The organism is Aeromonas sp. s7(2024) (assembly GCF_040907825.1).
GTDB lineage: Bacteria > Pseudomonadota > Gammaproteobacteria > Enterobacterales > Aeromonadaceae > Aeromonas > Aeromonas veronii.
Genome location: NZ_JBFOCM010000016.1, coordinates 87,906 through 112,561, shown reverse-complemented (window position 1 = coordinate 112,561; position 24,656 = coordinate 87,906). Strand labels below are relative to the sequence as shown.

The following is a 24,656-nucleotide window of genomic DNA, read 5'->3' as shown; positions in this document are numbered from 1 at the left end:
ACACACCGGATGAGAAAATGCCTTACTTGGCGGCGCTATCCTTCACGCACTTCTGGACAAAGCTGTTCTTGGCCGCGCCAGCCAGCTTCTTGTCGGCCGCCGCCTTCTCGCACTTGGCCGCCGGATCCATCGCCGCGCCCGTCTTCACGCACTTCTGGATAAAGCTGTTTTTGGCCGCACCGGCCAGCTTCTTGTCGGCGGCCGCCTTCTCGCACTCGCCGGTCGCGGCGCCAGCGGCATCTTTCACACACTTGCCGACAAAGCTGGTTTTGGCGGCGCCGTTAAGCTTTTTGGCTGCGGCCTGCGCCTCGCACTGTAACTGGGCTGTGTCGTTGGCAAAGACCGGATTGGCCAGCAGCACGCTGCCGCAGAGCAGGCCGAACAGGATGGTACGCTTCATGGGAGATATCCTCTCTATCAGGTGATGTGTTTGCATGGTCATATTTGCATGACGATGTGTTGCAAATGGCTGTGATTGCAACAGCTGATTGTTGCCGCAGATCCCCCGCCTCGCCAGCTTGGGAGACGGCGCAGAGGGTAACCATCGCCCGCACTATAGCGCCGATTGGCAGAGCTGGATTGCCCCCAGCCAGCCCTCCTCAGCGGCAAACCCGCCACCCTATTCCAACCCACACCTGCCAACCCCAATAAAATCAAGGGCCATGGGAATCCAGTTCCCGGTCAGGGCGATTTGTTGAGCCAGCGCATAAAACGTGAATTTTCCGATAGTTACGTCATTTTTTGACTGGCACGACCAGATTCGATTGGCTTAACATAGCCATCCGGTGCCTATTCATCTGCGATGGGCTGCTGCCCTCGCTGGTTAATGGAGCATTTTGGAAGCTGTAATCCACGGGCGGTAGCGTGGGCCAGGGGTTAAACACTCCTTGCTCCGCGCCAACCGACTGGATAAAGCGTAATGGCCAAAGACTACTAATAATAATTAGCGTAGATATCACTCTGAAATACATAAATATATAGGTAGAAATATGCCTACACATGAAGTAAGTCTAAATATTCATACAAAGGTTGTGTCACACAAAGATGTTGAGATTGAGGTGAAATCAGATAATCAAAAACTGGGAACATTACTAATTAGCAAAGGAAATATTGAGTGGCTACCATCCAACAATCACGTTAACAAATATAGGTTATCCTGGGAGAAATTTGCTAAATTAATGGAGCTAGAAGGAAATAACGTTAGGATGTAATAAAGAATATTCAAACTCTATTTCCATAGGAAACATAGACCAATTTATCGCTCTACTATGATGTAGAAGTGTCACACCTATGCTGTTTTTACTCAACTATATGCTTGATAATACAATAGTTATGAAATTCATTTAAACCTGCCACTTCATTCTCAACAATTTGAGGTTTTTGTGAAAGAAGAACAATTAAGAGACTGGGAACATTTTAAAGAGTACATAGCATCAAATTATGCTAGCGAGGTCGGGTACGTTTTTCGTGGACAAAGAGATAGCAGTTGGAAAATAGAAAGCACGTTAACTAGACTTAGTAAACGTATATCGCAAGACATCACAGCTGCTCATTTGGAAATCAAGCAACTAGAATTATTTAAATTCAAGATAAGAGGACTTAGAGGAAAAAACCCACCAAGTCTGCAACCAAATGAAATGTGGTCACTTGGTCAACATTATGGTCTTTGCACTCCTTTAATTGATTGGTCTGAATCTGCTTTCATTGCTGCATACTTTGCTTTTGAACAGTCAGAGGAAAGCTCAACCGGATTTAGAAGTATTTATGCTTTGAATAGGTATGGATTAGAATGTGATGAAAAATTTAAATCTTTAACTGAAATGGAGTTTTTTGAACCAATTCAAGATGATAATGAGCGTGTCGTATCTCAGGCTGGCTTGTTCACAAAACTACCTACAGGTGAGGATTTAATTGGCTGGCTTAAGAGGAACAACTTAAGTAGCTACATTACAAAGATAAATGTCGAAGATGAATATCGATTAGAGGCAATAAATGATTTGCGAACTATGAATATATTAGGTTCAACAGTATATCCAGACCTCCATGGCGCAGCAGTAACATGTAATATGTGGTTCGAAACTTTTTCAGAAAACCATGAATTAAAAAAATCAGTAAAAAAATTAATGGAAATGCTAGATAAACAACCATAGAAATAGCCTTACTTAAATTTACATACGAGACCTGTGCAGTTTTAGTTTGTACTGTGCTCATTGTGAATTATCCAGTTACTACTCGGCAGGCTTATGACCCCTCGCCCACCAACCAATGCTCCTTTTCACCCTCTACCCCGACCACAAACTCGGAATTGTGGGAGACCAGTAGTAAAGTGCCTAGGTAGTCGGCCAAAGCAGCTTAAGCGAGGAATAATATAAATTGTTATCTGACTTCATCACGCATATCATCGAACTTGAACGACCACCTCCTATGCAAATAAAAATCCCCCGTTATCGGGGGATTTTTATTTCTATCGGTTACCTCAGCTCGGCGGCTTAACCCACCAAAAACGCCCTTAACCGGGCAAACTCCGCTGGCAAATTAACAGAGAGCAGCGGCAGCTCGGCGTGTTTGGCGAGCGGGCCGGGCAGCGGCACATCCAGATGCAGGATCTCGTCCACCGACTCCTTGAACTTGGCGGGATGAGCGGTGCAGAGGAACACCCCCACTTCATCCTCGGCCAGCTGTTCCCCCAGCAGATCCCAAGCAATGGCGCCGTGGGGTTCGCACAAGTAATCCAGCTGGTGAAGCCGTTTAAGGGCAGCGCGAGTCTGGGCGTCGTCACGCATGCCGGAACCCAGGATCTCCAGCGCCCAACCCTTGCGACGGCAGAGCTCTTCTACCCGTGGCCAGTTGTTGGGGCGGCTGACATCCATGGCGTTCGACAGGGTTGCCACTGTCTAGTGCGGCTCCCACTGACCGGTTTTCAGGTAGCGCGGCACGGTATCGTTGGTGTTGGTGGCGGCGATAAAGCGCTTCACCGGCAGCCCCAGCGCCTTGGCGATAAGGCCCGCAGTGAGGTTGCCAAAGTTGCCGGACGGCACGCTGATCACCGCCTTGGCGCGGGAGGCTTTCGGCAACTGGGCCACCGCCTCGCAGTAGTAGCAAACCTGCGCCAGCAGACAGCTGATATTGATGGAGGTGGCGGAGGTGGCGGAGGTGGCGGAGGTGGCGGTGAGGATGGTGATCTTGTAAAAGGTGGGTGTCCCAGATTTTTCTAAGAACAGTATGGTTCGCAATGACTGCTGAACATGAGCAACAAGGTACTCATATGGAGTATTATTAATCGATGACATGATCTAGAATGTGCGCTCTTTTTTCATTCAGGATTCGATTATATGAAACGCGCATTCTTCGCCGCTCTGACCATGCTGACTGCCCCCGCCATGGCCGAGCAGACTGTTGCCCACCACTTCGCCACACTGACATACCAGCAGATCATCGCTGGCTGCCAGATGTATCGCCTCAATACCCCGCAAGGCGCCACCCTGCTGTTCGGGCACAACTTCAATGACACCGGCGTCAATGCGGAGGGAGGTGCCTCTGCCGGTACCATGGATCTCTACTCCTACATGTATTCCGATCCGAAATATCGCAGCTATTCCCTGCAGGGCACCAATAATCTCTATCAGCCCTCCACCAGCGACTCTTATACCTTTATGACCCTCTCCGTTGGGGCCAGCAGCTCACCCGACAACTTCATGTTGTATCAGCGCAAGAACATCGAGCGGGCGACCTCTTACTCCAGCGGCAATACCCAGCTCTCGATGCATTTCTACGATGGGCAAGATCAGCCGAAATATGACAAGGCGATGCCGAAATATCTCTCGCTGTGCGGCAACAATATTGCCTCCTTCGACTCATTGACCAACCTTAGACTGGGCATCGCCAGCGCCACCATCAAGGTACAGTACCCAAGATTCAACCAGCCTGCCGGGATCAAAGCCAGCAATGATCTGGTCAGCGAAATTCAACTCGCCTGGAACAATGCCGACAACAGCGCCATCACGCCACGTCAGCATAAATACACCCGCATCTCCCGCGCCGAGAAACTCGACAAGCAGCAAGATCAGAAGTTTGTCGAGCTGGCCAGACTCGGCATCAACGACGACCGCTATATCGACATCAATGCCGACCAGAATCCTCTGATCCCCGGCAAGGAGTATGTCTATCAGGTGCAGTACTGCGACGGTTACGACTTCTGTGAAGCGAGCCCTCAGGTGATTGGCAAAGCCAATTAAGCAGCCTGCTATCAATCCAAAAGAAGAGCCCGGCAGGGCTCTTCTTATTGTTGTCGCCCTCCAAAAGGGAGCTCTGCCAGCGGAGGAAGGGACTCAGGCATCCACCTGAATAGCAATTAGGTGGCACATGTCATCAGAGTCAACCACCTATCCTCCCTCAGATCACTGCCCTAACGGCGCTTCATGATTTCCATATGGAAACTCATCGACATATGACTCCAAACGGCACCACTTTAGGGCGTGCTCTTTTCTCGAGACCCAGGCTGCCGTTTTGCATCATCACCCACCTATTTAATAAACAGTGAGTCCTTATGAACGTTCGCTACTGCCCCCTGCTAGTGTGCTGTCTGCCGCTAATGACCAATGCCGAAGTCACTGCTCCCTATCAACTTGAAGCTGGCAAGGTAGTCTTCAAACCTTATGGCAATCAGCCAGGCAAACCCCTTGCAGATGCATCGCCGACAGACTTTGATGTCACATATCGCAACGATGATTTCAGCATTGCCCTCTCACAAGGTCGTTATTTCTGTAACGACCAGCGATTGCCCGCAAGCTTTGATATCAACACGGCCAAGGCGCTTGGCAGTTTCCTGCTAAGCGGGCAGCAGGCCTATGCCTATTGCGAGCAAATCAATGTGCCTGTGAATACCGACGCCTTTGCATTACTCGACCACCCTTTCGCCAGTGACGGGCGCCATGTATTTCTCGTCACCGGTGAACTACTCGAGGGGGCAGATCCCAAGCACCTGAAGACGGTCCATGGTCAGGCAGCCGACCCACATCACTACTACTATGTGGCCGACCAGACCAAGGTCATCCCTCACAAAGGACAAGTGGCGTTGTACGATACCTGCCAAGGGTGGGCCAACATTGATGGCACCCTCTATTTCGAGGGTGAACCCCAACAAGAGGTGGATGCCACCAGCTTCCACTGCCTGAACTTCTCTTCGGCCGTGACCAAGGACGGCTTCTATAGCGGCAACCAGCGGATCGCTCCTCTGCCAAAAGGGGTCGACAGCGCCCTTATCAAACCGCTACAGGAGAACTTCGTCACCGACGGCACACGCGTGTGGTATGTGAACGTCCAGCCGACTGAGCTGGAAGGGGTCAACCTGGCCACAGCCAAAGTGGAATACGACCAGCTCAGCGATGGGGAGCACAACTGGGATTGCAGTGTTCACGATGATCTGGGCAACCCGAGCTGTGAAAAAACGGCCGTGGAATAACTTGCTCCCGATTTCTGGTTGCTGTCGACCTCAACGCAGAAAACAAAAATCCCCCGATATCGGGGGATTTTTTATGGCTGCCATTCAGCACCCGGCTATCTTGCTCAACCAGTTTTACTCAATCAGAAACGCCCTTAACCGGGCAAACTCCGCTGGCAAATTAACAGAGAGCAGCGGCAGCTCGGCATGCTTGGCCAGCGGGCCGGGCAGCGGTACATCCAGACTCAGGATCTCGTCTACCGACTCCTTGAACTTGGCGGGATGGGCGGTGCAGAGGAACACCCCCACTTCATCCTCGGCTAGCTGTTCCCCCAGCAGATCCCAGGCAATGGCGCCGTGGGGTTCACAGAGGTAATCCAGCTCATGCAGGCGTTTCAGCGCATCGCGAGTTTGGGCATCACTGCGCATGCCTGACCCTAAGGTCTCCAGCGCCCAGCCCTTGCGACGGCAGAGCTCTTCCACTCGTGGCCAGTTGTTGGGGCGGCTCACATCCATGGCGTTCGACAGGGTTGCCACTGTCTGGTGCGGCTCCCACTGGCCGGTTTTCAGGTAGCGCGGCACGGTATCGTTGGCGTTGGTGGCGGCGATAAAGCGCTTCACCGGCAGCCCCAGCGCCTTGGCAATCAAGCCTGCGGTGAGGTTGCCAAAGTTGCCGGACGGCACGCTGATCACCGCCTTGGCGCGATCGGCCTTGGGCAACTGGGCCACCGCCTCGAAGTAGTAGCAAACCTGCGCCAGCAGACGGCTGATATTGATGGAGTTGGCGGAGTTGAGGCCAATGGCCTTTTTCAGCGCCTCGTCGTCAAAGGCCTGTTTCACCAGCGCCTGACAGGCATCGAAGTCGCCATCGATGGCGATGGTGCGGATATTGCCGCCGAGGGTGCAGAAGAGCTTCTCCTGCAAGGGGCTGATCTTGCCCTTGGGATAGAGGATCACCACTTCGATCCCCTCCAGCCCGTAGAAGGCGTGGGCCACGGCGGCGCCGGTGTCGCCGGAGGTGGCGGTGAGGATGGTGATCTTGTCGTTGGTTCTAAAGGCGGCGAGGCACTGGGCCATAAAGCGACCGCCGAAGTCTTTGAACGCCAGAGTCGGGCCGTGGAACAGCTCAAGGGCATAGGTGCCATCCTTGAGTTTCACCAGCGGTGCCGGGAAGGTGAAGGCGGCGTTGATAAGCTCGCTCACCTTGGCGGCGGGCACTTCGTCCCCCAGCAGGTGGCTCAGGATGCGGGCAGAGCGGTCGGCCAGCGGCAGATCGAGCAGGGCATCCACATCGGCGAGCGGTTCGAGTTGTTCGGGGAAGAAGAGCCCCTGTTCGCGACCCAAGCCCTGACGCACCGCCTGCGCGAAGCTCACCTGTTCGCTGTTGTCCTTGATGTTGTAGAGATTCATAGCTCGCTTCCTGTTACCCGTGCCCCGGCCATGTCCAGTTTGCAGACCCGGGCAAATCCATCTTCGTTCTGCACGAAATGTGCTTCCATCCAATCCTTCATCCGCTCGGCCTGCGCCAGATCCTTCATCACCACAAACACGGTGGGGCCGGAGCCGGAGATGCCAGTGGCGAGCGCCCCGTTCTGGGCCGCCTGCGCCCGCACCTCGGCGAAGCCTTCGATCAGCGCCGCGCGGTAGGGTTCGGCAATCACGTCTTTCAATACGCTGGCAGCCAATCCCTCCTGCCCGGTGTAGCTGGCGTGCACAAAGGCAGCCAGGCGGCGGCCATAGGTGAGGCAATCCTGACGGCGATATTGGGCCGGCAAAATGGCGCGGGCCGCGGCGGTAGAGACCACGGTACCCGGATAGCAGACCACCCAGTACCACTGATCGAACACCGGAATGCCCTGGCTGATAACGCCGTGCTCTTCCAGCACCAGCTGCATGCCGCCCAGATAACAGGGGGCCACGTTGTCGTAGTGAACGGAGCCGGAGATCTTGCCTTCCATCTCCCCCATCAGCAGCAGCATGTCGTGCTCATCAAGCGGCTCGCCGTGAAAGGCGTTGAGCCCCTCCAGCGCCGCCACCACGCTGCAGGCGCTGGAACCCAGACCCGAGCCGACCGGCAGATTCTTCTCCAGCACCATTTCGAGCGGCTTGAGTTTAAGGCCGCGCTTCTCCAGTGCCTCGCCATAGGCGATCCAGCAGTCATGGAGGATATTCTTTTTCGGATCGTCCGGCAGCTTGTGAGCGTAACGGCCCACGGCGGAGAGGGCGAACGGCACGTCAGCCGCTTTTACCTGCACCCGATCGCCGAGCAGAGAGCCATCCACGGGGGCGAGCGCCGCCCCCAGTACATCGAATCCCACGCTCAGGTTGGCGCTGGAGGCGGGCGCGTAGGCAACGACACTGCCGCCTTCCGTCATATAAGAGGGGTACATGTCTGAACTCATGCTTATAGCTCCTGCTTCCAGTTCTGGGTGCGCAGCACGTCGGCAAAGACGCCCGCCGCAGTCACTTCGGTACCGGCGCCATAGCCGCGCAGCACCAGCGGGATCGGCTGGTAGTAGGTGGAGAAGAAGGCGAGCGCGTTCTCCCCGTCTTTGACCTTGAACAGCGGCTCGTCGGCCCCGACCACCTTGATGGCGACCTTGCACTTGCCACCTTCAATGGAGCCCACATAGCGCAGCACCTTGCCTTCACGCTGGGCCGCGGCGAACTGGTCGCGGAACCAGCCGTCCGCCTCCGGCAGGCGGGCCATAAAGGCTTCCACGTCGCCGCTGGCGTCAAATCCGGGCGGCAGCGCCTGCTCCACCTCGACATCGGAGAGCTCCAGCGCCATGCCGGCCTCGCGAGCCAAGATCAAGAGCTTGCGCGCCACATCCATGCCGTTGAGATCGTCGCGGGGATCCGGCTCGGTAAAGCCGTTGCCACGGGCGATCTTGGTCGCCTCGGAGAAGGCCATCCCCTCGTCCAGCTTGCCGAAGATAAAGGAGAGCGAACCGGAGAGGATGCCGTCGAAGGCGCGCAGCTTGTCACCGGCCATGATGAGGTTCTGCAAGTTCTCGATAACCGGCAGACCGGCGCCGACGTTGGTCTCGTACAGGAACTTGCGGCGAGTCTGACGGGCGGTGCGGCGCAGCGCCTTGTAGTAATCGAGCGAACCGGTGTTGGCCTTCTTGTTGGGAGTGACCACATGGAAACCGGCGGCGAGGAAGTCGGCGTACTGGACGGCCACCGCCTCGGAGGAGGTACAGTCGACGATCACCGGGTTGATGATGTGGCTATCTTCCACCAGCTTTTTCACCCCTTCCAGCGAGAAGCTGTCGCGGGCTTCCACCAGCTGTTCACGCCAGTTGGCGAGGTTCAGGCCATCCTTGTTGACCGCCATCTGGCGGCTGTTGGCGATGCCGACCACCCGCAGGCCAGTGCCCTGCTCGGCCAGCACCGGTTGCTGGCGGGCGATCTGATCCACCAGCGCGGCACCGACGCCACCGACACCGACCACAAAGAGATCGATAAACTGCTGGCTGCCAAAGAAGTTCTGGTGGCATGCCTTGATGGCTTCCGCCACCTTGCGATCCCGCACCACCGCCGAAATGGAGCGCTCGCTGGAGCCCTGCGCGATGGCGACGATGTTGATGGAGGCTTGCGCCAGCGAGGTGAAGAAGCGGGCCGCCATCCCCTTGCTGGTACGCATGCCGTCACCGATGAGGGAGATGATCGCCAGATCGCTGATGATATCCAGCGGCTCCAGCAGCTGGTTTTTGAATTCCAGCTCGAACTCGCGCTCCAGCACCTTGCGGGTCTTCTCACTGTCGTAGCTGTGGATACAGAAGCTGACGCTGTACTCGGAAGATGACTGAGTGATCAGCACGATACTGACCCCGGCGCGGGAGACGGCGGAGAAGATGCGACCGGCCATGCCGACCATCCCCTTCATGCCGGGGCCGGAGACGTTGAACATGCACATGCCGGACAAGTCGGAGATGGCCTTCACTTTCAGGTCATCGTCGCCGCTCTCGGGGCCGATCAGGGTGCCCGGCCCTTGCGGGTTGAAGCTGTTCTTGATGAGGCAGGGAATATGGAACTGGGCCACCGGCGCGATGGTTTTCGGGTGCAGCACCTTGGCGCCGAAGTAGGAGAGCTCCATCGCCTCCTTGTAGGAGAGGGTTTTGAGCAAATAGGCATCCGGTACCAGACGGGGGTCACAGCTGTAGCAGCCTTCGACGTCAGTCCAGATCTCGCAGCACTCGGCATCGACGCAGGCAGCCAAGACGGCGGCCGAGTAGTCGGAGCCGTTGCGACCCAGCAGCACGGTCTCGCCCTTGTCGCTACCACCGGTAAAGCCCGGCATCAGGTAGAGGCAATCGCTACGCAGCCCCTTGGCGGCAAAGCGCAGGCGGGACGCTTCGATATCGACGTGGGCTTCCAGATAACCGCCATCGGTGACCAGCAGCTCTTCCGGTACGATCAGCTCCAGATCCAGACCGCGTACCCGCAGCAGCTCGTGCATAAAGGCGATGGAGAGGTTCTCGCCACGGCTCAGAATGCGCGCCTGCACGTTGTCCGGGCAGAGGCCCAGCAGACGGATGCCCTGCATCAGCCGCTCCACCTGATCCAGCTCGGCGGTGAGACGGGCCAGCAGCGCCTTGTCATCGAGCGCCGGATAGGCCGCCTTCAACCCGGCCAGCAGGCGGGAGAAGATGCCATTGACTTCAAACAGGGTGGAACTGGCATCCATGCCGCGACTGGTCTGCTCCACCAGCGCCACCAGATGATTGGTCACCTTGGCAGGTGCAGAGAGCACCAGGGCTACCTGAGATTGGCCGTGGGTGTTGACCGCGATATCGGCCACCCGTAAAAAACGCTCTGCATCGGCCAGTGAAGACCCGCCAAATTTCAACACTCTCATCGCTTTCTCTCCCTGTAAATCTATGAAATTCAATCTAAAAACCAATCCAACAAAAAGGCCCGTACTGGGTGGGTACGGGCCTTTTCTGATTTCTGTGCTTGTTCGTCAGCGCATCAACCGGCCCCAGTGCCACCTGTGGTGGTACCGGTAATAATGGTGGTGGTGATGACGTTGGTGAATAACTGCATGACGAACACTCGTTGACGAAGCTGGCTTTTAGCAATACCGCGGCGGGCGATGGGCTGTCAACTTAAACCTCTTCGCTACTCACGCCCAAATCGGCGCGCAAGGTCTTTGCAGAGCAGGTGGAGCATGTTCAAATCCCGCTGCGGCAGCATGGGTACCCGGTCCATCACCCATTGATGCAGTTTTTCATCCTGCGAAACTCCGAGTTCACCCAGCAATTCTGCTGTTTTGCTTTTCAGCACCCGAACCTGCCCGGCGTTATCAAAATTTTCTGCTACCGCAGCGGCGCCGTCGGCGTTCAGCTCATCCATCAGCTGACTCATCTCGTAGGCGTAGAGCATGATCGCCTGCCCCAGATTGAGAGACGGGTAGCTCACCTTGAGGGGCAGATAGCTGATGAGATCGACCTCGGCCAGCTGCTCGTTGGAGAGCCCCGACTCCTCGCAGCCAAAGACGATGGCGACCTTGTTGAGGGAAGGCTTGCTGCGGATCTGCTCGCGGATCTCCCCCGGCGTGAGGTAGTGCTGGTAACGGCCGCGCTCACGGGCGGTGGTGGCGATCACCAGATCCATGTCGGCCAGCGCCTCGGGCAGGGTATCGAACGCTTCGGCCTGAGTCAGGATATCCTGGGCACCGTGGGCCACCCAGCTCGCCTCCTCCTCTTCGTGTACCCGGCTCGCCACCAGTCGCATGGCATCGAATCCCATGGTTTTCATGGCGCGGGCAGCCGCCCCCACATTTGCAGGTCGGGCAGGTGCCACCAGGACAAAATAGAGCTTCATCGGGTTTCCTCACAGGCCGGACAGCCTCTCAAACAGACAGCAAACAGTCGCTAAACCATCACCAAAACAGGGGCGCAATCTACCGTTTATCCCCGAAAATTGCCACTTGAACAGACGTTTGAATGTTGCGATAGTGGCCTGACGTGTGAACAAATTACACCCAATCCTTCGCGCTATCGGCCCGACAGATCACAAGGAAGAGAGAGATGCAGCAGCCATTGGAACAGGCCGTCGCCGAGACTATCTTGCAACGCTTCGAGTCGTTTTACAGCCGGTTTCTCGAGATAACCCAGGGCAGCAAGAGCCGCTTCGAGAACAGTGACTGGCTGGGGGTGCAGCTCGCCGGACGGGAGCGTATTCGCCTCTATGACCACCATGTGGGGGCCACCGCCAGCTCCATCCGCCAGATGATGGGGGAGCACCACGCCACTCAGGAGCTGCTCAAACGGGTCAAAAGCGCTTTCAGCGATCTGCTGCCCCGTTGTGACAACTTCGAGGTGGCGGAGTCCTTCTTCAACTCCGTCTATCGCCGGATCTTTCGTCATCGCAATATCCGCGACGAGAACCTCTATATCCACCCCTTTGTCAGCCGTGGCGAAAAACCGGACCTGAGCGCCCTGCTGCGGATCTATCGCACCGATCTGGCCCACTTGCCGCAGACCTTGAGCCAGCTTTTGGGGGATTACAGCTTCACCCTCCCCTACGAGGACAAGCAGCGGGATATTGTCGACATCCACCGTCATCTTGCCGAGAATGGCCCGCAAATCATCCATGACGAGCCCTTTGCCATCGAGCTATTGAAAGAGGTGTTCTACCGCAACAAAGGGGCCTATCTGGTGGGGCTGATCCGGGCCCGGGATCAGGTCTTCCCCTTTATCCTGCCCCTGCTCAGCACCGGCCACAGCATCTATGTGGATACCGTCATCTTCGAGCCGGATCTCGCCTCCATCGTGTTTGGCTTCGCCCGTGCCTACTTTATGGTTTATGCCCGCGAACCGGCACTGTTTGTCGCCTTCCTGCGCCAGATCATGCCCCACAAGCCCGATTACGAGATCTACAACGCCATCGGCTGCCAAAAGCACGGCAAGACCGAGCTCTATCGCCACTACCGCCACCATCTGGCCCAGAGTCGGGATCAGTTCATCATCGCGCCGGGCATCAAGGGGATGGTGATGAGCGTGTTCACCCTCCCCTCCTACGACGTGGTGTTCAAGGTGATAAAAGACGAGTTCACGCCGCCCAAAGATGTGAGTCACGAGCAGGTGAAGGCGAAATACCGGCTGGTAAAACAGCACGACCGGGTTGGCCGGATGGCCGATACCCAGGAGTTCACCAACTTCGAGTTTCCGCTCGATCGCATCTCGCCGGAGCTCCTTGCCGAGCTCAAGACGGTGGCACCGTCGGCGCTCACCATCAGCGACGACAAGCTGGTGATCAAGCACCTCTATACCGAGCGTAAGATGATCCCCCTCAACCTCTATCTGGACAAGGCGGACGAGCAGCAGACCCGGCTCGCACTGGAGGAGTACGGCAACGCCATCAAGCAGCTGGCGGCGGCCAACATCTTCCCGGGGGACATGCTGTTCAAGAACTTTGGCGTCACCCGTCACGGCCGGGTGGTCTTCTACGACTACGACGAGATCTGCTACATGACGGAGTGCAACTTCCGCCAGATCCCGCCGCCCCGCTACCCCGAGGATGAGTGGAGCGCCGAGCCTTGGTACTCGGTCGCCCCCAACGACATCTTCCCAGAGGAGTTCGCCACCTTCCTGCTGCAAAAGCCGCAGGTGCGGGAGATCATGCTGCAACTGCACAAGGAGATGTTCGACGCCAACTACTGGAAGATGCTGCAGAGCAACATCAAGGTGGGGGTGTTCGAGGATGTCTACCCCTACCGGCGCAAGAAACGCTTCAAGTACCAACGCGGCGGCTGATCCCGCTGGCCCAGCGCGAATGGCAGCAACGAAAACGGGGTGACCCAAGCCACCCCGTTTTGCTATCCGCTTTGCGCCTTAACTGCCGCGACGGCGGATCACCCCCTCCTGCATGGTGCTCGCCACCAGCACCCCGTCACGGGTAAAGAACTGGCCGCGCACCAGACCACGACCGCTGCTGGCGCTCGGGCTGTCTACCACGTAGAGCAGCCAGTCGTCGAAGCGGAAATCCCGGTGGAACCACATGGAGTGATCGATGGTAGCCACCTGCATATCCGGCTCCCAGTAGGACACCCCGTGGGGCTGCAGCGAGGTGAGCAGGAAGTTGAAGTCGGAGGCGTAGGCCAGCAGGTATTTATGCACCCGCAGATCGTCCGGCATCTGGCCATTGGCCTTGAACCAGACATGGCGCACCGGATCCTGCACCGTCGGCCGAATAGGGTCGACCAGGGTCACAGGGCGCATCTCGATGGGCTGCTCGCAGAGGATCTTGTCCCGCAGAGAGGCCGGGATCAGGTTCTCGTAGGGGCGCACCAGCTCCAGCTCGCTCTTGAGCTCCTCCGGCGGAGTGATGCCGGTGGGCATCTGCGCCTGATGCTCGAAACCATCGGCGGGCACCTGAAACGAGGCGTTGAGATAGAAGATGGGCTTGCCACCCTGAATCGCCTTGACCCGGCGGGTGGAGACGGTCTGGCCGTCACGGATATTCTCCACGTCATAGACGATGGGACGGGTCACATCCCCCGGACGCAGGAAGTAGGAGTGAAAACTGTGAACCTGACGACCGGTCTCGACCGTCTGCTTGGCAGCTGACAAGGCCTGCCCCATTACCTGTCCGCCAAACACGGCCCGCAGACCGAGATCCTGGCTCTGGCCCCGAAACAGGCCCTCCTCGATTTTTTCCAGCGCCAGCAACGCCAGCAGCTCATCAAGTACCTTGCTCATCGTTCACTCCTCTATCAGAGCCGCACAGGCTAACAAGCTCACCGGAGCAGAGCAACCGCCACAGCCCCTTCCGCCCGCCAAAGGGAACGCCAAGGGCCATACACCGCGACCAGCAGCATTTATCGAGTCTGTTTTTTCCCTGCCGAAACCGCTACGCTGTCAGCAATCGATAGAGGTGAGATCACCCGCCATGCACATCCGTTATCCGGTCACGCCCTCTGCCACTTATCGCCCCCGCTCGTCCCTTCGCCTTCTTGCCACCCTGTTTGCTCTTTCGCTGCTCCCGGCCGCCACGGTGCAGAGCGCGGTGATTATCACCGGCGAATTGCCCCCCTACTCTTCAGCGACGCTGGCCAATGGCGGCGAGCTGGCAAGCAAGGTGCTCACCACTCTCAAAGCGGCAGGCCACCCGGATCTGAGGGTCTCCTACCAGCCCTGGCCGAGAGGACTTAAAAACATCGAGCTGGGCAACGCTATCGCCGCCTTCCCCTTTACCTGGACCAACGAGCGCAGCAACACCCTGCTGTTCAGTACCCCCATCGCCTTCGATATCCAGTCCTGGTACACCACGCCCGACAAGAAGGGACTGGAATCCCCGCCCTGGCAGCAGAAAACCGCCTGCGTGCCCAAGGGGTGGTTCTCCGATGCCATCGAGCGGGTGACCATCGAGCAGAAGCTGATCGTCAGAACCACCAACCGCCTCAACCAGTGTGTCGAGCTGTTGAAAAAGGGCAAAGTCGATCTGGTGCCCATCAACGACACCTCAAAAAAGAACCTCTCGGAGGAGGACAACGCCGCCCTCTACCGCCTCTCGCTGTTTCGCCAGAACGTCACCTTCTATCTGGTCACCGCCCGCAATGAAGAGGGAGAGATGTTTATCCGCGACTTCAACAAAGAGTGGATTACACCGGCCAACTGAGGAGTGTGAGAGCAATCATTGCCATATGACCGGAGCCAGCCGGCAGCTGGAGGTCACCCGCTAGAGATGAAAAAGGCCCGCACCAGTTGGTGCGGGCCTTTGCTTGGCCGACTGCGCACTTGAACGGCGCGCAGTTCGCAACGGGCTATCGGCTTACTTGCTGCCGGTACCGGAGTTACGGGTAGAGGCTTGCGGCTTGCGACGGGCGGTGGTGGCGCGAGCGCGCGGCTCTTTGCCCTGCATCTCTTTGTGACGCTGCACGGCGCGACGGATCTGGGCGGCCTGCTTGTGACGGCTGGTTTTGCCATCCTGCTGCAGATCGACCTTGGATTCGGTCTCCGGCGGCAGGTTGACCAGACCGCGCAGGTAGTTCACTTCCGGCAGTTTCAGCTCTTGCCAGCCGCCGCGCGGGATACCGCGGTCCAGCTTGACGTCACCGTAGCGGATCCGCATCAGGCGGCTCACCTGCACTTCCTGGGATTCCCACAGGCGGCGCACTTCACGGTTGCGACCTTCGGTCAGGGTGACGTTGAACCACTGGTTCAGACCCTCACCGCCAGCCGGTTTGATCTTGTTGAACTTGGCGGTGCCATCTTCCAGCTGCACGCCCTTGCGCAGACGCTGCAGCATGGCTTCGGTGATTTCGCCAAAGACACGTACCGCGTATTCCCGCTCCACTTCGTGGCTCGGGTGCATCAGACGGTTGGCCAGCTCACCGTCGGTGGTGAACAGCAGCAGACCGGAGGTGTTGACGTCGAGGCGGCCGACCGCGATCCAGCGGGCACCTTCCATCTTGGGCAGACGATCAAACACGGTGGGACGACCTTCCGGATCGTGACGGGTACACATCTCCCCTTCCGGCTTGTGGTAAGCCAGTACGCGGCAGATCACTTCCTCTGCGGCACGGGTCTTGACCTGGTGACCATCCACCCGGATCACGGCGTTCACTTCGACGCGATCCCCCAGTGTGGCGACCTTGCCATCCACACTGACCCGACCTGCGGTGATCAGGGCCTCCATCTCACGACGGGAGCCGTGACCCGCGCGGGCCAACACTTTTTGCAGTTTTTCACTCATCGGGGTTACCTGATTGTTGATCGCTGCCCACTGGTAAAAGAGGCAACGGGGTTAACTGTAACAAACGCCGGTTGGAGCACTCGCCACAGTTGAAAAATGTATATCTCGGTGACATCGGCACGCTTGGGCGCCATTCACCGGGCATCGCTCTCCCCGTCCACCGCAGAGGGCAACAGGGGTTGCAGCTCCGGATCCAGCTCGGGGAGCTGCTCCAGACTCTGCAGATTAAAGTAATCCAGAAACTCTCTGGTGGTGGCGAGCAACTCGGGGCGACCGGCCACCTCTTTGTGGCCGATGCTGCGCACCCAGCCACGTTCTTTCAGGGTATTCACTATCTGGCTCGACACCGCCACTCCGCGGATCGCTTCGATCTCGGCCCGGGTGATGGGTTGGCGATAGGCGATCAGGGTCAGTGTCTCCATCACGGCGCGGGAATAACGCGGAGCCCGCTCGCTCCAGAGCCGCGAGAGCTCTTCGGCATACTCCTGACGCGCCTGAAAGCGCCAGCCGGAGGCGACCTCTTTGAGTTCGACGCCTCGCGAGCTGTAATCTTGCCTGATCTCGGCCAACAGCAGCTGAACATAACGACTGGTCACCGGATAATCCGCCAGCACGCTGCTTTTCAGCTCGCTGACATTGAGCGGACGACCTGCCACGAACAGCGCCGCTTCGATCAGGGTCTTGAGTCGTTCAGTGGGCAGCGCCACGGTTGCCCTCCTCGCTCTGCTCGGCCAATGCGAAATGAATTGGTCCCAGCGGTTCTGCCTGCAGGATCCAGATCAGTTGCTCCTTGCACAGCTCCAGCAGGGCCAGAAACGTCACCAGTACCCCCATGCGTCCCTCTTCGGCACGCAGCACCTGCTCAAGGCGCAGGGTCTGCCCCAGCGTGAGCATGGCAAGGATCTCCGCCATGCGCACCCGGGTCGGGATCTGTTCGCGGCGGATCTGGTGATGTTCGAAATGAGTCGCGCGTTTTACCACACTTTGCATGTAAAGGGCGAGCTCAACCAGCGAAACATCGGGCGCCAGTGGCTTGAGGGCGCCAAAATCGGGGGGCAAGGCGGCGGCGATATAAATCTCCCGCTCTACCCGTGGCAGCTCATTGACCTTCTCTGCACCTACCTTGTAGCGCTCGTACTCCTGCAGGCGGCGGATCAGGGTCACCCGCGGGTCTTCTCCCTCATCTTCATCCTCCAGCTCCGGCGCCTTGGGCAGCAGCAGGCGGGATTTTATCTCCGCGAGCCAGGCTGCCATCAGCAGATACTCAGCCGCCAGCTCAAGGTTGAGCCCCTGCATCAGCTCCACGTACTCCATGTACTGGGCGGTGATCTGCAGGATCGGCAGGTTGAGAATATCGAGCTGCTGGCGCCGGATCAGATAGAGCAGCAGATCGAGCGGCCCCTCGAAGGTATCGAGGAACACCTCCAGCGCATCGGGCGGGATGAACAGATCCTGGGGCAGCTCGTGATAGGGCTGCCCCAGGACTTTCGCGATGGGTAGTGCGGAGCCAGCCCCCATCTCGGCAGCGGGGACTGTCACCGGTTCAGCGACATCACTCAAACGGGGTCGGGTCCCCGGCGCCGCGACGACGCAATACCGGCTCGTCGTCAGAGAAATCGACCACAGTGGTGGGCTGCTCACCCAGATAACCGCCGTTGACCACCAGATCGATCTGCTTGCCCAGCTTGTCGAAGATCTCTTCCGGGTCAAACTCGGCCATCTCGGAGTCCGGGAGGATCAGAGTGGTGGAGAGCAGCGGCTCGCCGAGGGCTTCCAAGAGCGCCTGGGCAATCTTGTTGTCCGGCACCCGGATGCCGATGCTCTTCTTCTTCTCGTTCATCAGGCGGCGCGGCACCTCTTTGGTCGCCTTGAAGATGAAGGTGTAGGCGCCCGGGGTGTTGTTCTTGATCAGGCGAAACGCGCTGTTGTCGACCTTGGCGTAGGTGGAGATCTCGGAGAGATCGCGGCACACCAAGGTGAAATCGTGGTTGGCGTCGAGGCGACGGATGCGGCAGATGCGCTCCAGCGCGCCCTTGTCACCCATCTGGCAACCCAGCGCATAGCCGGAGTCTGTCGGATAGACGATGACGCCGCCGTTCTGGATGATCTGTACCGCCTGACCGATCAGTCGGGCCTGGGGGTTTTCCGGATGTACGTAAAAATGCTGACTCATAGCTTGTTCTCGCAATGGGGGCAGCAATACCTGCCCGCTCGTATGGTCACGGGTCAAAGACCCATGACACTACCTTAACCTGTTTGTGGCTGCTTCGCTGGCGCCGTTAGCGACTCGCCAGCAGCTCGGCATGTTGCTCGGTGGTGAGCCCAAAGTGACCGGGATAGGCCAACCACAATATGGCCATTCCCTCTTGCCAGTTTGTTCCCTATTTCGCTGACGCCGTTAGCGGCTCGCCAGCAGCTCGGCTTGTTGCTCGGTGGTGAGCCCAAAGTGACTTGGATAGGCCAACCAGACGGGCATCCCCTCTTTGGGCAGCCAGAGGTGGCGGCCCAGCTCGGTCCAGTTGGAGGGGAAGTGAAAATCCGATCCCACCGAGATATAGAGGTCGTGATCCTTGGCCCACTGGCCCAGATTGGCCCGCTCCTGCGGGCTCTGCTGAGGCAATGAGACCTCCATGGCATCGCCACCGGCCGCCTTGAAGGCCACCAGCAGCCGCTTGATCCACTTGGCGGTGAGATCGTAGCGGCTGGGGTGGGCCAGCACCGCCAGCCCACCGGCGGCGTGAATGGCCGCGATGGCTTCGCTCATCTCGGGCCACTCGGCCGGGGCATATCCTTTATTGCCACGGCTCAGGTACTTTTTGAATACCTTCTGCATGTTGTCGGCCACCCCGCGAGCCACCAGCACCCGGGCAAAGTGGGCGCGGGTCACGGCAGCATCACCGGCGAGCTGTTTGGCCTCTTCATAGGTGCCGGGGATGAGGCACTTCTCCAGACGACGCCCGATTTCCAGCGCGCGCGCCTCACGGCGAGCCAGCTGACCGGCCAGAAAGTCAGTCAGCTGCGGATTTTTTTCATCCACCCCCAGCGCCACGATATGAATTTCGTGATGTTCCCAGCCGGTGGAGATCTCGACCCCGCTCACCAGTCGCAGCGGCAGTTGCTCGGCTTCGATAGTGCGGCGCACCTCATCAAGCCCGGCGAGGGTATCGTGGTCAGTAACTGCTAACACCTCGACCTGTTTTTCGGCAGCGCGGCGCACCAGTTCGGCTGGGCTAAGCACCCCGTCGGAGGCAGTGGTATGGCAGTGAAGATCGAATCTCATCAGGTTATTCCGCTCTCGTGGTCAGGTCACCATTCATGGCAAATCGGTGAAAGAAGGCTAAAAAGCGACTTGACTTGGCCGCGGCTTTATCGTTTTCTGTAGGCACTTCATTGCAAACATCTTTTTACAGGACTTTATCATGCAAACGACTTCCATCCTGACCATCTGGTGGTGGCACACTCCCTGACATGCGGGCGTGTGGTCGTTGCTGTACCTGTAATCTGACAGCAAATTAAGAACCCAAAGAAAAAGCCCGCTGACCCCAGCGGGCTTTTTTATTATCCGGCAAATGGACCTGTGATGAAACCGAGAATTCAGACAAGCAAGCTGACCTGGCGATGGCGCCCCTGAACCAGCCACCCCGGACCAATTAAATTTCTAAGGAATTCAAAGTCATGAACATCGGTAACACGCATCACACGCAAGGGAACGCACTATGACAGCCACACATCGCCTTCCTCTGGGTGAATTCGATACCCTCAAGCTCAACGCCCCCTATGTGGCCGACCCGCTGGCGCTCTATACCCGCCTCTGTCAGGGTCGCCCCAACAACCTGCTGCTGGAATCGGTGGAGATCGACTCCAAGGCAGGCAAACAGAGCCTGCTGCTGGTGGATGCCTGCCTGCGCATCGAGTGCCGTGGCCGCACCGTGCGGGTGCGCAGCCTGAACGACAACGGCGCCCAGTTGCAAAGCCTGCTGGCCGAACGGCTGCCCGTGGTGGTGGCCCGCTCGCTGGTAGATGGCGAATTGCAGCTCGACTTCCCGGCCTCCGATCGGGAGCAGGACGAAGATTCCCGCCTCAAGGGGAGCAGCGTGCTGGACGTGCTGCGCACCCTGCAGCGGGAGCTCGATTGCCAGTTGGGTAAAGAGGCGCTCTTTATGGCGGGCAGCTTCGCCTACGACCTGATCGCCTCTTTTGAAGATCTGCCCGAAGTGCCGGAAGGGAGCAACGACTGCCCCGACTACTGCTTCTATGTGGCCGAAACCCTGATCACCATCGACCATATCGAGCGCACCACTCAACTGCTGGCCTGCATCTTTGGCGGCGACAGCGACGAGAGCCGGGTGGAGGACAGATACCACCGCCTGAGCGAGCGTCTCGGCCAGTTCAAGCAAGCCTGCCAGCAGGCGCCGCAACAGGAGCCGGCAACCCCGGCCCTCACCGGCGGCATCAGCGTGGACAAGAGCGACAAACAGTTCTGCGCCGAGGTAGAGAAGCTCAAGGGCTTTATCCGCCGTGGCGACATCTTTCAGGTGGTGCCGTCCCGCTGCTTCTCCCTGCCCTGCCCGAGCCCCCTGGCCGCCTATCGCCGCCTCAAACAGACCAACCCCAGCCCCTACATGTTCTACGTGCAGGATGAGGGCTTCACCCTGTTTGGCGCCTCGCCGGAGAGCGCGGTGAAATTCTGCGCCGCCAGCCGCGATGTGGAGATGTACCCCATCGCCGGTACCCGCCGCCGCGGCTTCAACCCCGATGGCAGCATCAACCGGGATCTCGACGGCCGCATCGAGCTGGAGCTGCGTCAGGATGAGAAAGAGGTGGCCGAGCACCTGATGCTGGTGGATCTGGGCCGCAACGACATCGCCCGCATCTCGGAGCCCGGCACCCGCTACGTCAAGGAGCTGCTGAAAGTGGATCGCTACAGCCACGTGATGCATCTGGTCTCCAAGGTGGTCGGCACCTTGCGTTCCGACCTTGACGCCCTGCACGCCTATCAGGCCTGCATGAACATGGGCACCCTCACCGGCGCCCCCAAAATCCGCGCCAGCGAGCTTATTCGCATGGTGGAAGGCAAGCGCCGCGGCAGCTACGGCGGCGCGGTCGGCTACATTAACGGCGCCGGCGAGATGGATACCTGCATCGTCATCCGCTCGGCATTTGTCAAAGATGGCGTGGCCCATGTGCAGGCCGGTGCCGGGGTGGTCTATGACTCCAAGCCGCAAGCAGAAGCGGACGAAACCCGCGCCAAGGCGGCCGCCGTGCTGGCCGCCATCGCTGCCAGCCATGGCACCTCTCTGCAAGCCCTGAGCGCCCAGCAGGAGCAACATAAGGACGTGAGCCATGACTAATATCTTCCTGCTCGATAACTTCGATTCGTTTACCTACAACCTCGTCGACCAGTTCCGCTCCCTCGGTTATCCGGTGCGGATCTACCGCAACAGCCTGCCGGCCAGCCGCATCATGAGCGAGATCGCCGCCTGCGAAGGGGACGCCGTGCTGGTGCTCTCACCGGGCCCGGGTGCCCCCCACGAAGCGGGTTGCCTGATTGATCTGATCAAACTGGCCCGCGGTCAGGTGCCCATCCTCGGTATCTGCCTCGGCCATCAGGCTCTGTGCGAAGCCTACGGCGGCACCGTCGGCGCGGCGGGCGAGATCGTCCACGGCAAGCGCTCCCTGATTGAGCACAACGGCCACGGCGCCTTCGCTGGTCTGCCGAGCCCGCTGCCGGTGGCCCGCTACCACTCGCTGGTCGCTACCTATGTACCGGAAGAGCTGACGGTGATTGCCCACTATCAGGGGATGCCCATGGCCATCGAGCAGCAGGATGAGCGGGTACTGGGCTTCCAGTTCCACCCCGAATCCATCATGACTTCGGAAGGGGCCCGTCTGCTGACTCAGGCGCTCGCCCACATCACCCGTCCAGAAAGCAGCGTGCGTTAAGGTAAGGAGACCAACATGCATCAACATCTCAACACCCTCTATCAGGGTCAGTCTCTGAGCCGTGAAAGTACCCGCGATGCCTTCGGCCAGGTGGTACGTGGCGAAGTGGACCCCATCGTGCTCGCAAGCCTGCTGACTGCCCTCAAGATCAAGGGGGAGACCCCGGAGGAGATCGCCGGTGCCGCCGAGGCCCTCTTGGCGGAAGCGCGCGACTTCCCGCGTCCGGATTATGAGTTCTGCGACATCGTCGGTACCGGTGGCGATGGCCTCAACACCATCAACGTCTCCACCACCTCGGCGCTGGTCGCCGCCGCCTGCGGCCTAAAAGTGGCCAAGCATGGCAACCGCTCGGTTTCGAGCAAGTCGGGTTCGAGCGATCTGCTCGACAAAATGGGCATCAAGCTCGACATGAGCCCGGCGCAGGCGCGCCATTGTCTGGATGAACTCGGCATCTGCTTCCTGTTCGCCCCCCAGTACCACGCTGGCGTGCGCCACGCCATGCCGGTGCGTCAAGCCCTCAAGACTCGCACCCTGTTCAATGTGCTGGGGCCGCTTATCAACCCCGCCCGCCCCACCTATCAGCTGATGGGGGTCTATGCCCCCGAGCTGGTGCGTCCCATCGCAGAAACCCTGCTGGCACTGGGGCTGAAAACCGGTATGGTGGTGCACGGTGCCGGGCTGGATGAAATCGCCATCCACGGCCCGACCCAGGTGGCCCAGATCCGTGACGGCGAGATCCGCGAATTTATGATCACCCCGGCTGACTTTGGCCTCGAGACCTATCCGGTCAGCGCCATTCAGGGCGGGGAACCGGAAGAGAACCGCGCCATCACCGCCGCCATTCTGGAAGGGCGCGGCACCCCGGCCCACAACGCCGCCATCGCCGCCAACGTGGCGCCACTGCTGCTGATGGCGGGCAAGGCGAAGGATCTCAAGAGCGCGGCCGCCGAGGTGCTGGCGGTGCTGGCTAGCGGCAAGGCAGCGGATCTGGCTGCTCGGCTGGCTACTCTGAGCCATCAGGAAGCGGGTCATCAGGAGGCATGATGTCAGCCACCATGTCGCACAGCAGTCATTCAGAACGCCCACAGGGCAAGAGCCAGTTTCGCAAGGATAACGAGATGTCAGACCTTATTGCCCCCCATGCATTTCTGAACATGGCCTCCATCAGCCAGACCATTCTCGGCAAGATCGTGGCGGCCAAACAGGAGTGGGTTGCCGCCCGCAAACTGGCCCAGCCACTGGCGAGCTTCCAGAGTGCGCTGACCCCGAGCGATCGGGATTTCGTCGGGGCGCTCAAGGCGGGCTCCACCCGCTTTATTCTGGAGTGCAAGAAGGCCTCCCCCTCCAAGGGCTTGATCCGCGACGATTTCAGCCCGGAGGCCATCGCCGACATCTATGGCAAATACGCCACCGCCATCTCGGTACTGACCGACGAGAAGTTCTTTCAGGGGGATTTCGCCTTCCTGCCGCGGGTACGCAGCCGCGTCAGCCAGCCGGTACTCTGCAAGGATTTCATGATTGACCCCTATCAGGTCTATCTGGCCCGCCACTATCAGGCGGATGCCATCCTCTTGATGCTCTCGGTGCTCACCGACGAGGGGTATCGCGCCCTGTTCGCGGCCGCCAAGGAGCTAGGCCTTGGCGTGCTCACCGAGGTGAGCAACGAGGAGGAGCTGACCCGTGCCATCGCCCTTGGCGCGCCGGTCATTGGCATCAACAACCGGGATCTGCGGGATTTGAGCGTGGATCTCAACCGCACCAAACAGCTGGCCAAAGATATTCCGAGCGAGCGGGTGGTGATCAGCGAGTCCGGCATCAACCACCGCGCTCAGGTGGCGGATCTGCGCCACCACGCCAAGGGCTTTCTGGTGGGCTCATCTCTGATGGCCGAGCCGGATCTGGAGGCTGCGGTGCGCAAGCTGGTACTGGGCCAGAACAAGGTGTGCGGCCTCACCCGCGCCGAGGATGCCGCCGCCGCCCATCAGGCGGGGGCGGTATTCGGGGGTCTTATCTTTGTGGCGAAAAGCCCGCGCTATGTGGACATCCCTGCCGCCCGCGCGGTGATGGCAGGGGCGCCGCTCGCCTATGTCGGGGTATTTCGCAACGCCCAGCCTGCCACTATCGCCAAGACGGTAGATGCGCTGGGGCTCTCCGCAGTGCAGCTGCATGGGGATGAGGATGCCGCCTATATCGAGGAACTGCGGCCGCTGCTGCCCTCTGGCTGCCAGATCTGGAAGGCCGTAGGCGTCTCTCTCGGCAAAGAAAGCGGCGAGCCGCTGCCTGCCCTCGACTACCCGGCAGATCGCCTGCTGCTCGATACCAAAGTGGGCAGCCAGAGCGGCGGCACCGGTCAGGCGTTCGACTGGGCCATGCTGGCCACGCTCGACAAGAGCAAACTGATGCTGGCGGGGGGCCTTAATCCCGACAACGCCCTGCAGGCGGCACAAGTGGGCTGCCTCGGCCTTGATTTCAACTCCGGGGTGGAGAGTGCCCCGGGCCAGAAGGATGCACACAAGATAGCAGCCGCCTTCGGCGCACTGCGCAACCTGTAACGCAACCCTTTTTG

At 59.0% G+C, this 24,656-nt stretch carries 20 protein-coding genes and 1 pseudogene; 9 read left to right on the top strand and 12 right to left on the bottom strand.

The features are described from left to right. Positions 1-22: 22 nt before the first annotated feature. Positions 23-400, bottom strand: a complete 378-nt coding sequence (locus AB5Y73_RS05585; RefSeq protein ID WP_162517401.1) for a hypothetical protein — start codon at positions 398-400, stop codon at positions 23-25. Positions 401-1,382: 982 nt separating this feature from the next. Between AB5Y73_RS05585 and AB5Y73_RS05580 the strand changes: the two genes are divergently transcribed. Next, on the top strand, positions 1,383-2,150 hold the full coding sequence (locus tag AB5Y73_RS05580) for an FRG domain-containing protein (RefSeq protein ID WP_162895390.1): 768 nt from the start codon (positions 1,383-1,385) through the stop codon (positions 2,148-2,150). A 339-nt stretch (positions 2,151-2,489) separates the two neighbouring features. On the opposite strand, the pseudogene AB5Y73_RS05575 reads toward AB5Y73_RS05580, so the two are convergent. After that, positions 2,490-3,143, bottom strand: a pseudogene (locus AB5Y73_RS05575) (threonine synthase); the annotation flags it as partial. Between the two features lie 189 nt (positions 3,144-3,332). Here AB5Y73_RS05575 and AB5Y73_RS05570 point away from each other — a divergent pair. Beyond that, positions 3,333-4,235, top strand: a complete 903-nt coding sequence (locus AB5Y73_RS05570) for a hypothetical protein (protein ID WP_118854104.1) — start codon at positions 3,333-3,335, stop codon at positions 4,233-4,235. A gap of 311 nt (positions 4,236-4,546) precedes the next feature. Then, a complete protein-coding gene (locus AB5Y73_RS05565) occupies positions 4,547-5,461 on the top strand; it encodes a hypothetical protein (RefSeq protein ID WP_181497501.1) in 915 nt (304 codons plus the stop codon). A gap of 114 nt (positions 5,462-5,575) precedes the next feature. Here AB5Y73_RS05565 and thrC read toward each other — a convergent pair whose 3' ends face one another. The 4 genes from thrC to AB5Y73_RS05545 form a co-directional block, all read right to left on the bottom strand. Then, on the bottom strand, positions 5,576-6,850 hold the full coding sequence (gene thrC / locus AB5Y73_RS05560) for a threonine synthase (RefSeq protein WP_118854106.1): 1,275 nt from the start codon (positions 6,848-6,850) through the stop codon (positions 5,576-5,578). Beyond that, on the bottom strand, positions 6,847-7,842 hold the full coding sequence (gene thrB, locus AB5Y73_RS05555) for a homoserine kinase (protein WP_118854107.1): 996 nt from the start codon (positions 7,840-7,842) through the stop codon (positions 6,847-6,849). The genes thrC and thrB overlap by 4 nt, the downstream gene beginning before the upstream one ends. 2 nt (positions 7,843-7,844) lie before the next feature. Then, a complete protein-coding gene (thrA, locus tag AB5Y73_RS05550) occupies positions 7,845-10,304 on the bottom strand; it encodes a bifunctional aspartate kinase/homoserine dehydrogenase I (protein ID WP_118854108.1) in 2,460 nt (819 codons plus the stop codon). A gap of 263 nt (positions 10,305-10,567) precedes the next feature. Continuing rightward, positions 10,568-11,272 carry a tRNA/rRNA methyltransferase gene (locus AB5Y73_RS05545; protein WP_118854109.1) on the bottom strand — a complete coding sequence of 235 codons (705 nt, stop codon included), beginning with the start codon at positions 11,270-11,272 and terminating at the stop codon, positions 10,568-10,570. A 206-nt stretch (positions 11,273-11,478) separates the two neighbouring features. Between AB5Y73_RS05545 and aceK the strand changes: the two genes are divergently transcribed. Next, positions 11,479-13,206: a bifunctional isocitrate dehydrogenase kinase/phosphatase gene (gene aceK / locus AB5Y73_RS05540; protein ID WP_040065923.1), complete on the top strand. Its 1,728-nt coding sequence runs from the start codon at positions 11,479-11,481 to the stop codon at positions 13,204-13,206. Between the two features lie 78 nt (positions 13,207-13,284). Here aceK and tesB read toward each other — a convergent pair whose 3' ends face one another. Next, positions 13,285-14,151, bottom strand: a complete 867-nt coding sequence (gene tesB, locus AB5Y73_RS05535; protein WP_005338122.1) for an acyl-CoA thioesterase II — start codon at positions 14,149-14,151, stop codon at positions 13,285-13,287. 190 nt (positions 14,152-14,341) lie between these two features. Here tesB and AB5Y73_RS05530 point away from each other — a divergent pair, with 190 nt between their 5' ends. After that, positions 14,342-15,070 (top strand): transporter substrate-binding domain-containing protein, encoded by a 729-nt coding sequence (locus AB5Y73_RS05530; protein ID WP_118854110.1) that lies wholly within the window; start codon positions 14,342-14,344, stop codon positions 15,068-15,070. A gap of 153 nt (positions 15,071-15,223) precedes the next feature. Here the strand turns inward: AB5Y73_RS05530 and rluB are convergent, their stop codons facing one another. The 5 genes from rluB to AB5Y73_RS05505 all read right to left on the bottom strand — a co-directional run bounded on the left by rluB (position 15,224) and on the right by AB5Y73_RS05505 (position 19,427). Next, on the bottom strand, positions 15,224-16,147 hold the full coding sequence (rluB, locus tag AB5Y73_RS05525; RefSeq protein ID WP_005347347.1) for a 23S rRNA pseudouridine(2605) synthase RluB: 924 nt from the start codon (positions 16,145-16,147) through the stop codon (positions 15,224-15,226). A 134-nt stretch (positions 16,148-16,281) separates the two neighbouring features. Further along, a complete protein-coding gene (scpB, locus tag AB5Y73_RS05520; RefSeq protein WP_005350230.1) occupies positions 16,282-16,854 on the bottom strand; it encodes an SMC-Scp complex subunit ScpB in 573 nt (190 codons plus the stop codon). Further along, positions 16,838-17,707 (bottom strand): ScpA family protein, encoded by an 870-nt coding sequence (locus AB5Y73_RS05515; protein ID WP_041235018.1) that lies wholly within the window; start codon positions 17,705-17,707, stop codon positions 16,838-16,840. Before AB5Y73_RS05515 ends, scpB begins: the two co-directional genes overlap by 17 nt. Further along, complete coding sequence (locus AB5Y73_RS05510) at positions 17,700-18,320, bottom strand: L-threonylcarbamoyladenylate synthase (protein ID WP_005338129.1); 621 nt, start codon at positions 18,318-18,320, stop codon at positions 17,700-17,702. Before AB5Y73_RS05510 ends, AB5Y73_RS05515 begins: the two co-directional genes overlap by 8 nt. Before the next feature lie 225 nt (positions 18,321-18,545). After that, entirely contained in the window at positions 18,546-19,427 is an 882-nt protein-coding gene (locus AB5Y73_RS05505) for a PHP domain-containing protein (protein WP_118854111.1), read from the bottom strand. A gap of 436 nt (positions 19,428-19,863) precedes the next feature. Here AB5Y73_RS05505 and AB5Y73_RS05500 point away from each other — a divergent pair, with 436 nt between their 5' ends. The 4 genes from AB5Y73_RS05500 to trpCF are packed head-to-tail and all read left to right on the top strand — an operon-like array spanning position 19,864 to position 24,642. Next, positions 19,864-21,498 (top strand): anthranilate synthase component 1, encoded by a 1,635-nt coding sequence (locus AB5Y73_RS05500; protein ID WP_118854112.1) that lies wholly within the window; start codon positions 19,864-19,866, stop codon positions 21,496-21,498. Next, complete coding sequence (locus tag AB5Y73_RS05495; protein WP_005359135.1) at positions 21,491-22,090, top strand: aminodeoxychorismate/anthranilate synthase component II; 600 nt, start codon at positions 21,491-21,493, stop codon at positions 22,088-22,090. Before AB5Y73_RS05500 ends, AB5Y73_RS05495 begins: the two co-directional genes overlap by 8 nt. A 15-nt stretch (positions 22,091-22,105) precedes the next feature. Then, the gene (gene trpD / locus AB5Y73_RS05490) at positions 22,106-23,134 is read left to right on the top strand and encodes an anthranilate phosphoribosyltransferase (RefSeq protein WP_181497503.1); all 1,029 of its coding nucleotides are present in this window, start codon (positions 22,106-22,108) and stop codon (positions 23,132-23,134) included. After that, a complete protein-coding gene (gene trpCF / locus AB5Y73_RS05485; protein WP_162628358.1) occupies positions 23,134-24,642 on the top strand; it encodes a bifunctional indole-3-glycerol-phosphate synthase TrpC/phosphoribosylanthranilate isomerase TrpF in 1,509 nt (502 codons plus the stop codon). Before trpD ends, trpCF begins: the two co-directional genes overlap by 1 nt. Positions 24,643-24,656: the final 14 nt, after the last annotated feature.

What these genes read in the sequence shown, in the direction of transcription:
- AB5Y73_RS05585 (WP_162517401.1), bottom strand. Translation starts at nt 400, where the DNA reads ATGAAGCGTACCATCCTGTTCGGCCTGCTCTGCGGCAGCGTGCTGCTG.
- AB5Y73_RS05570 (WP_118854104.1), top strand. Translation starts at nt 3,333, where the DNA reads ATGAAACGCGCATTCTTCGCCGCTCTGACCATGCTGACTGCCCCCGCC.
- AB5Y73_RS05565 (WP_181497501.1), top strand. Translation starts at nt 4,547, where the DNA reads ATGAACGTTCGCTACTGCCCCCTGCTAGTGTGCTGTCTGCCGCTAATG.
- thrC (WP_118854106.1), bottom strand. Translation starts at nt 6,850, where the DNA reads ATGAATCTCTACAACATCAAGGACAACAGCGAACAGGTGAGCTTCGCG.
- thrB (WP_118854107.1), bottom strand. Translation starts at nt 7,842, where the DNA reads ATGAGTTCAGACATGTACCCCTCTTATATGACGGAAGGCGGCAGTGTC.
- thrA (WP_118854108.1), bottom strand. Translation starts at nt 10,304, where the DNA reads ATGAGAGTGTTGAAATTTGGCGGGTCTTCACTGGCCGATGCAGAGCGT.
- AB5Y73_RS05545 (WP_118854109.1), bottom strand. Translation starts at nt 11,272, where the DNA reads ATGAAGCTCTATTTTGTCCTGGTGGCACCTGCCCGACCTGCAAATGTG.
- aceK (WP_040065923.1), top strand. Translation starts at nt 11,479, where the DNA reads ATGCAGCAGCCATTGGAACAGGCCGTCGCCGAGACTATCTTGCAACGC.
- tesB (WP_005338122.1), bottom strand. Translation starts at nt 14,151, where the DNA reads ATGAGCAAGGTACTTGATGAGCTGCTGGCGTTGCTGGCGCTGGAAAAA.
- AB5Y73_RS05530 (WP_118854110.1), top strand. Translation starts at nt 14,342, where the DNA reads ATGCACATCCGTTATCCGGTCACGCCCTCTGCCACTTATCGCCCCCGC.
- rluB (WP_005347347.1), bottom strand. Translation starts at nt 16,147, where the DNA reads ATGAGTGAAAAACTGCAAAAAGTGTTGGCCCGCGCGGGTCACGGCTCC.
- AB5Y73_RS05510 (WP_005338129.1), bottom strand. Translation starts at nt 18,320, where the DNA reads ATGAGTCAGCATTTTTACGTACATCCGGAAAACCCCCAGGCCCGACTG.
- AB5Y73_RS05505 (WP_118854111.1), bottom strand. Translation starts at nt 19,427, where the DNA reads ATGAGATTCGATCTTCACTGCCATACCACTGCCTCCGACGGGGTGCTT.
- AB5Y73_RS05500 (WP_118854112.1), top strand. Translation starts at nt 19,864, where the DNA reads ATGACAGCCACACATCGCCTTCCTCTGGGTGAATTCGATACCCTCAAG.
- AB5Y73_RS05495 (WP_005359135.1), top strand. Translation starts at nt 21,491, where the DNA reads ATGACTAATATCTTCCTGCTCGATAACTTCGATTCGTTTACCTACAAC.
- trpD (WP_181497503.1), top strand. Translation starts at nt 22,106, where the DNA reads ATGCATCAACATCTCAACACCCTCTATCAGGGTCAGTCTCTGAGCCGT.
- trpCF (WP_162628358.1), top strand. Translation starts at nt 23,134, where the DNA reads ATGTCAGCCACCATGTCGCACAGCAGTCATTCAGAACGCCCACAGGGC.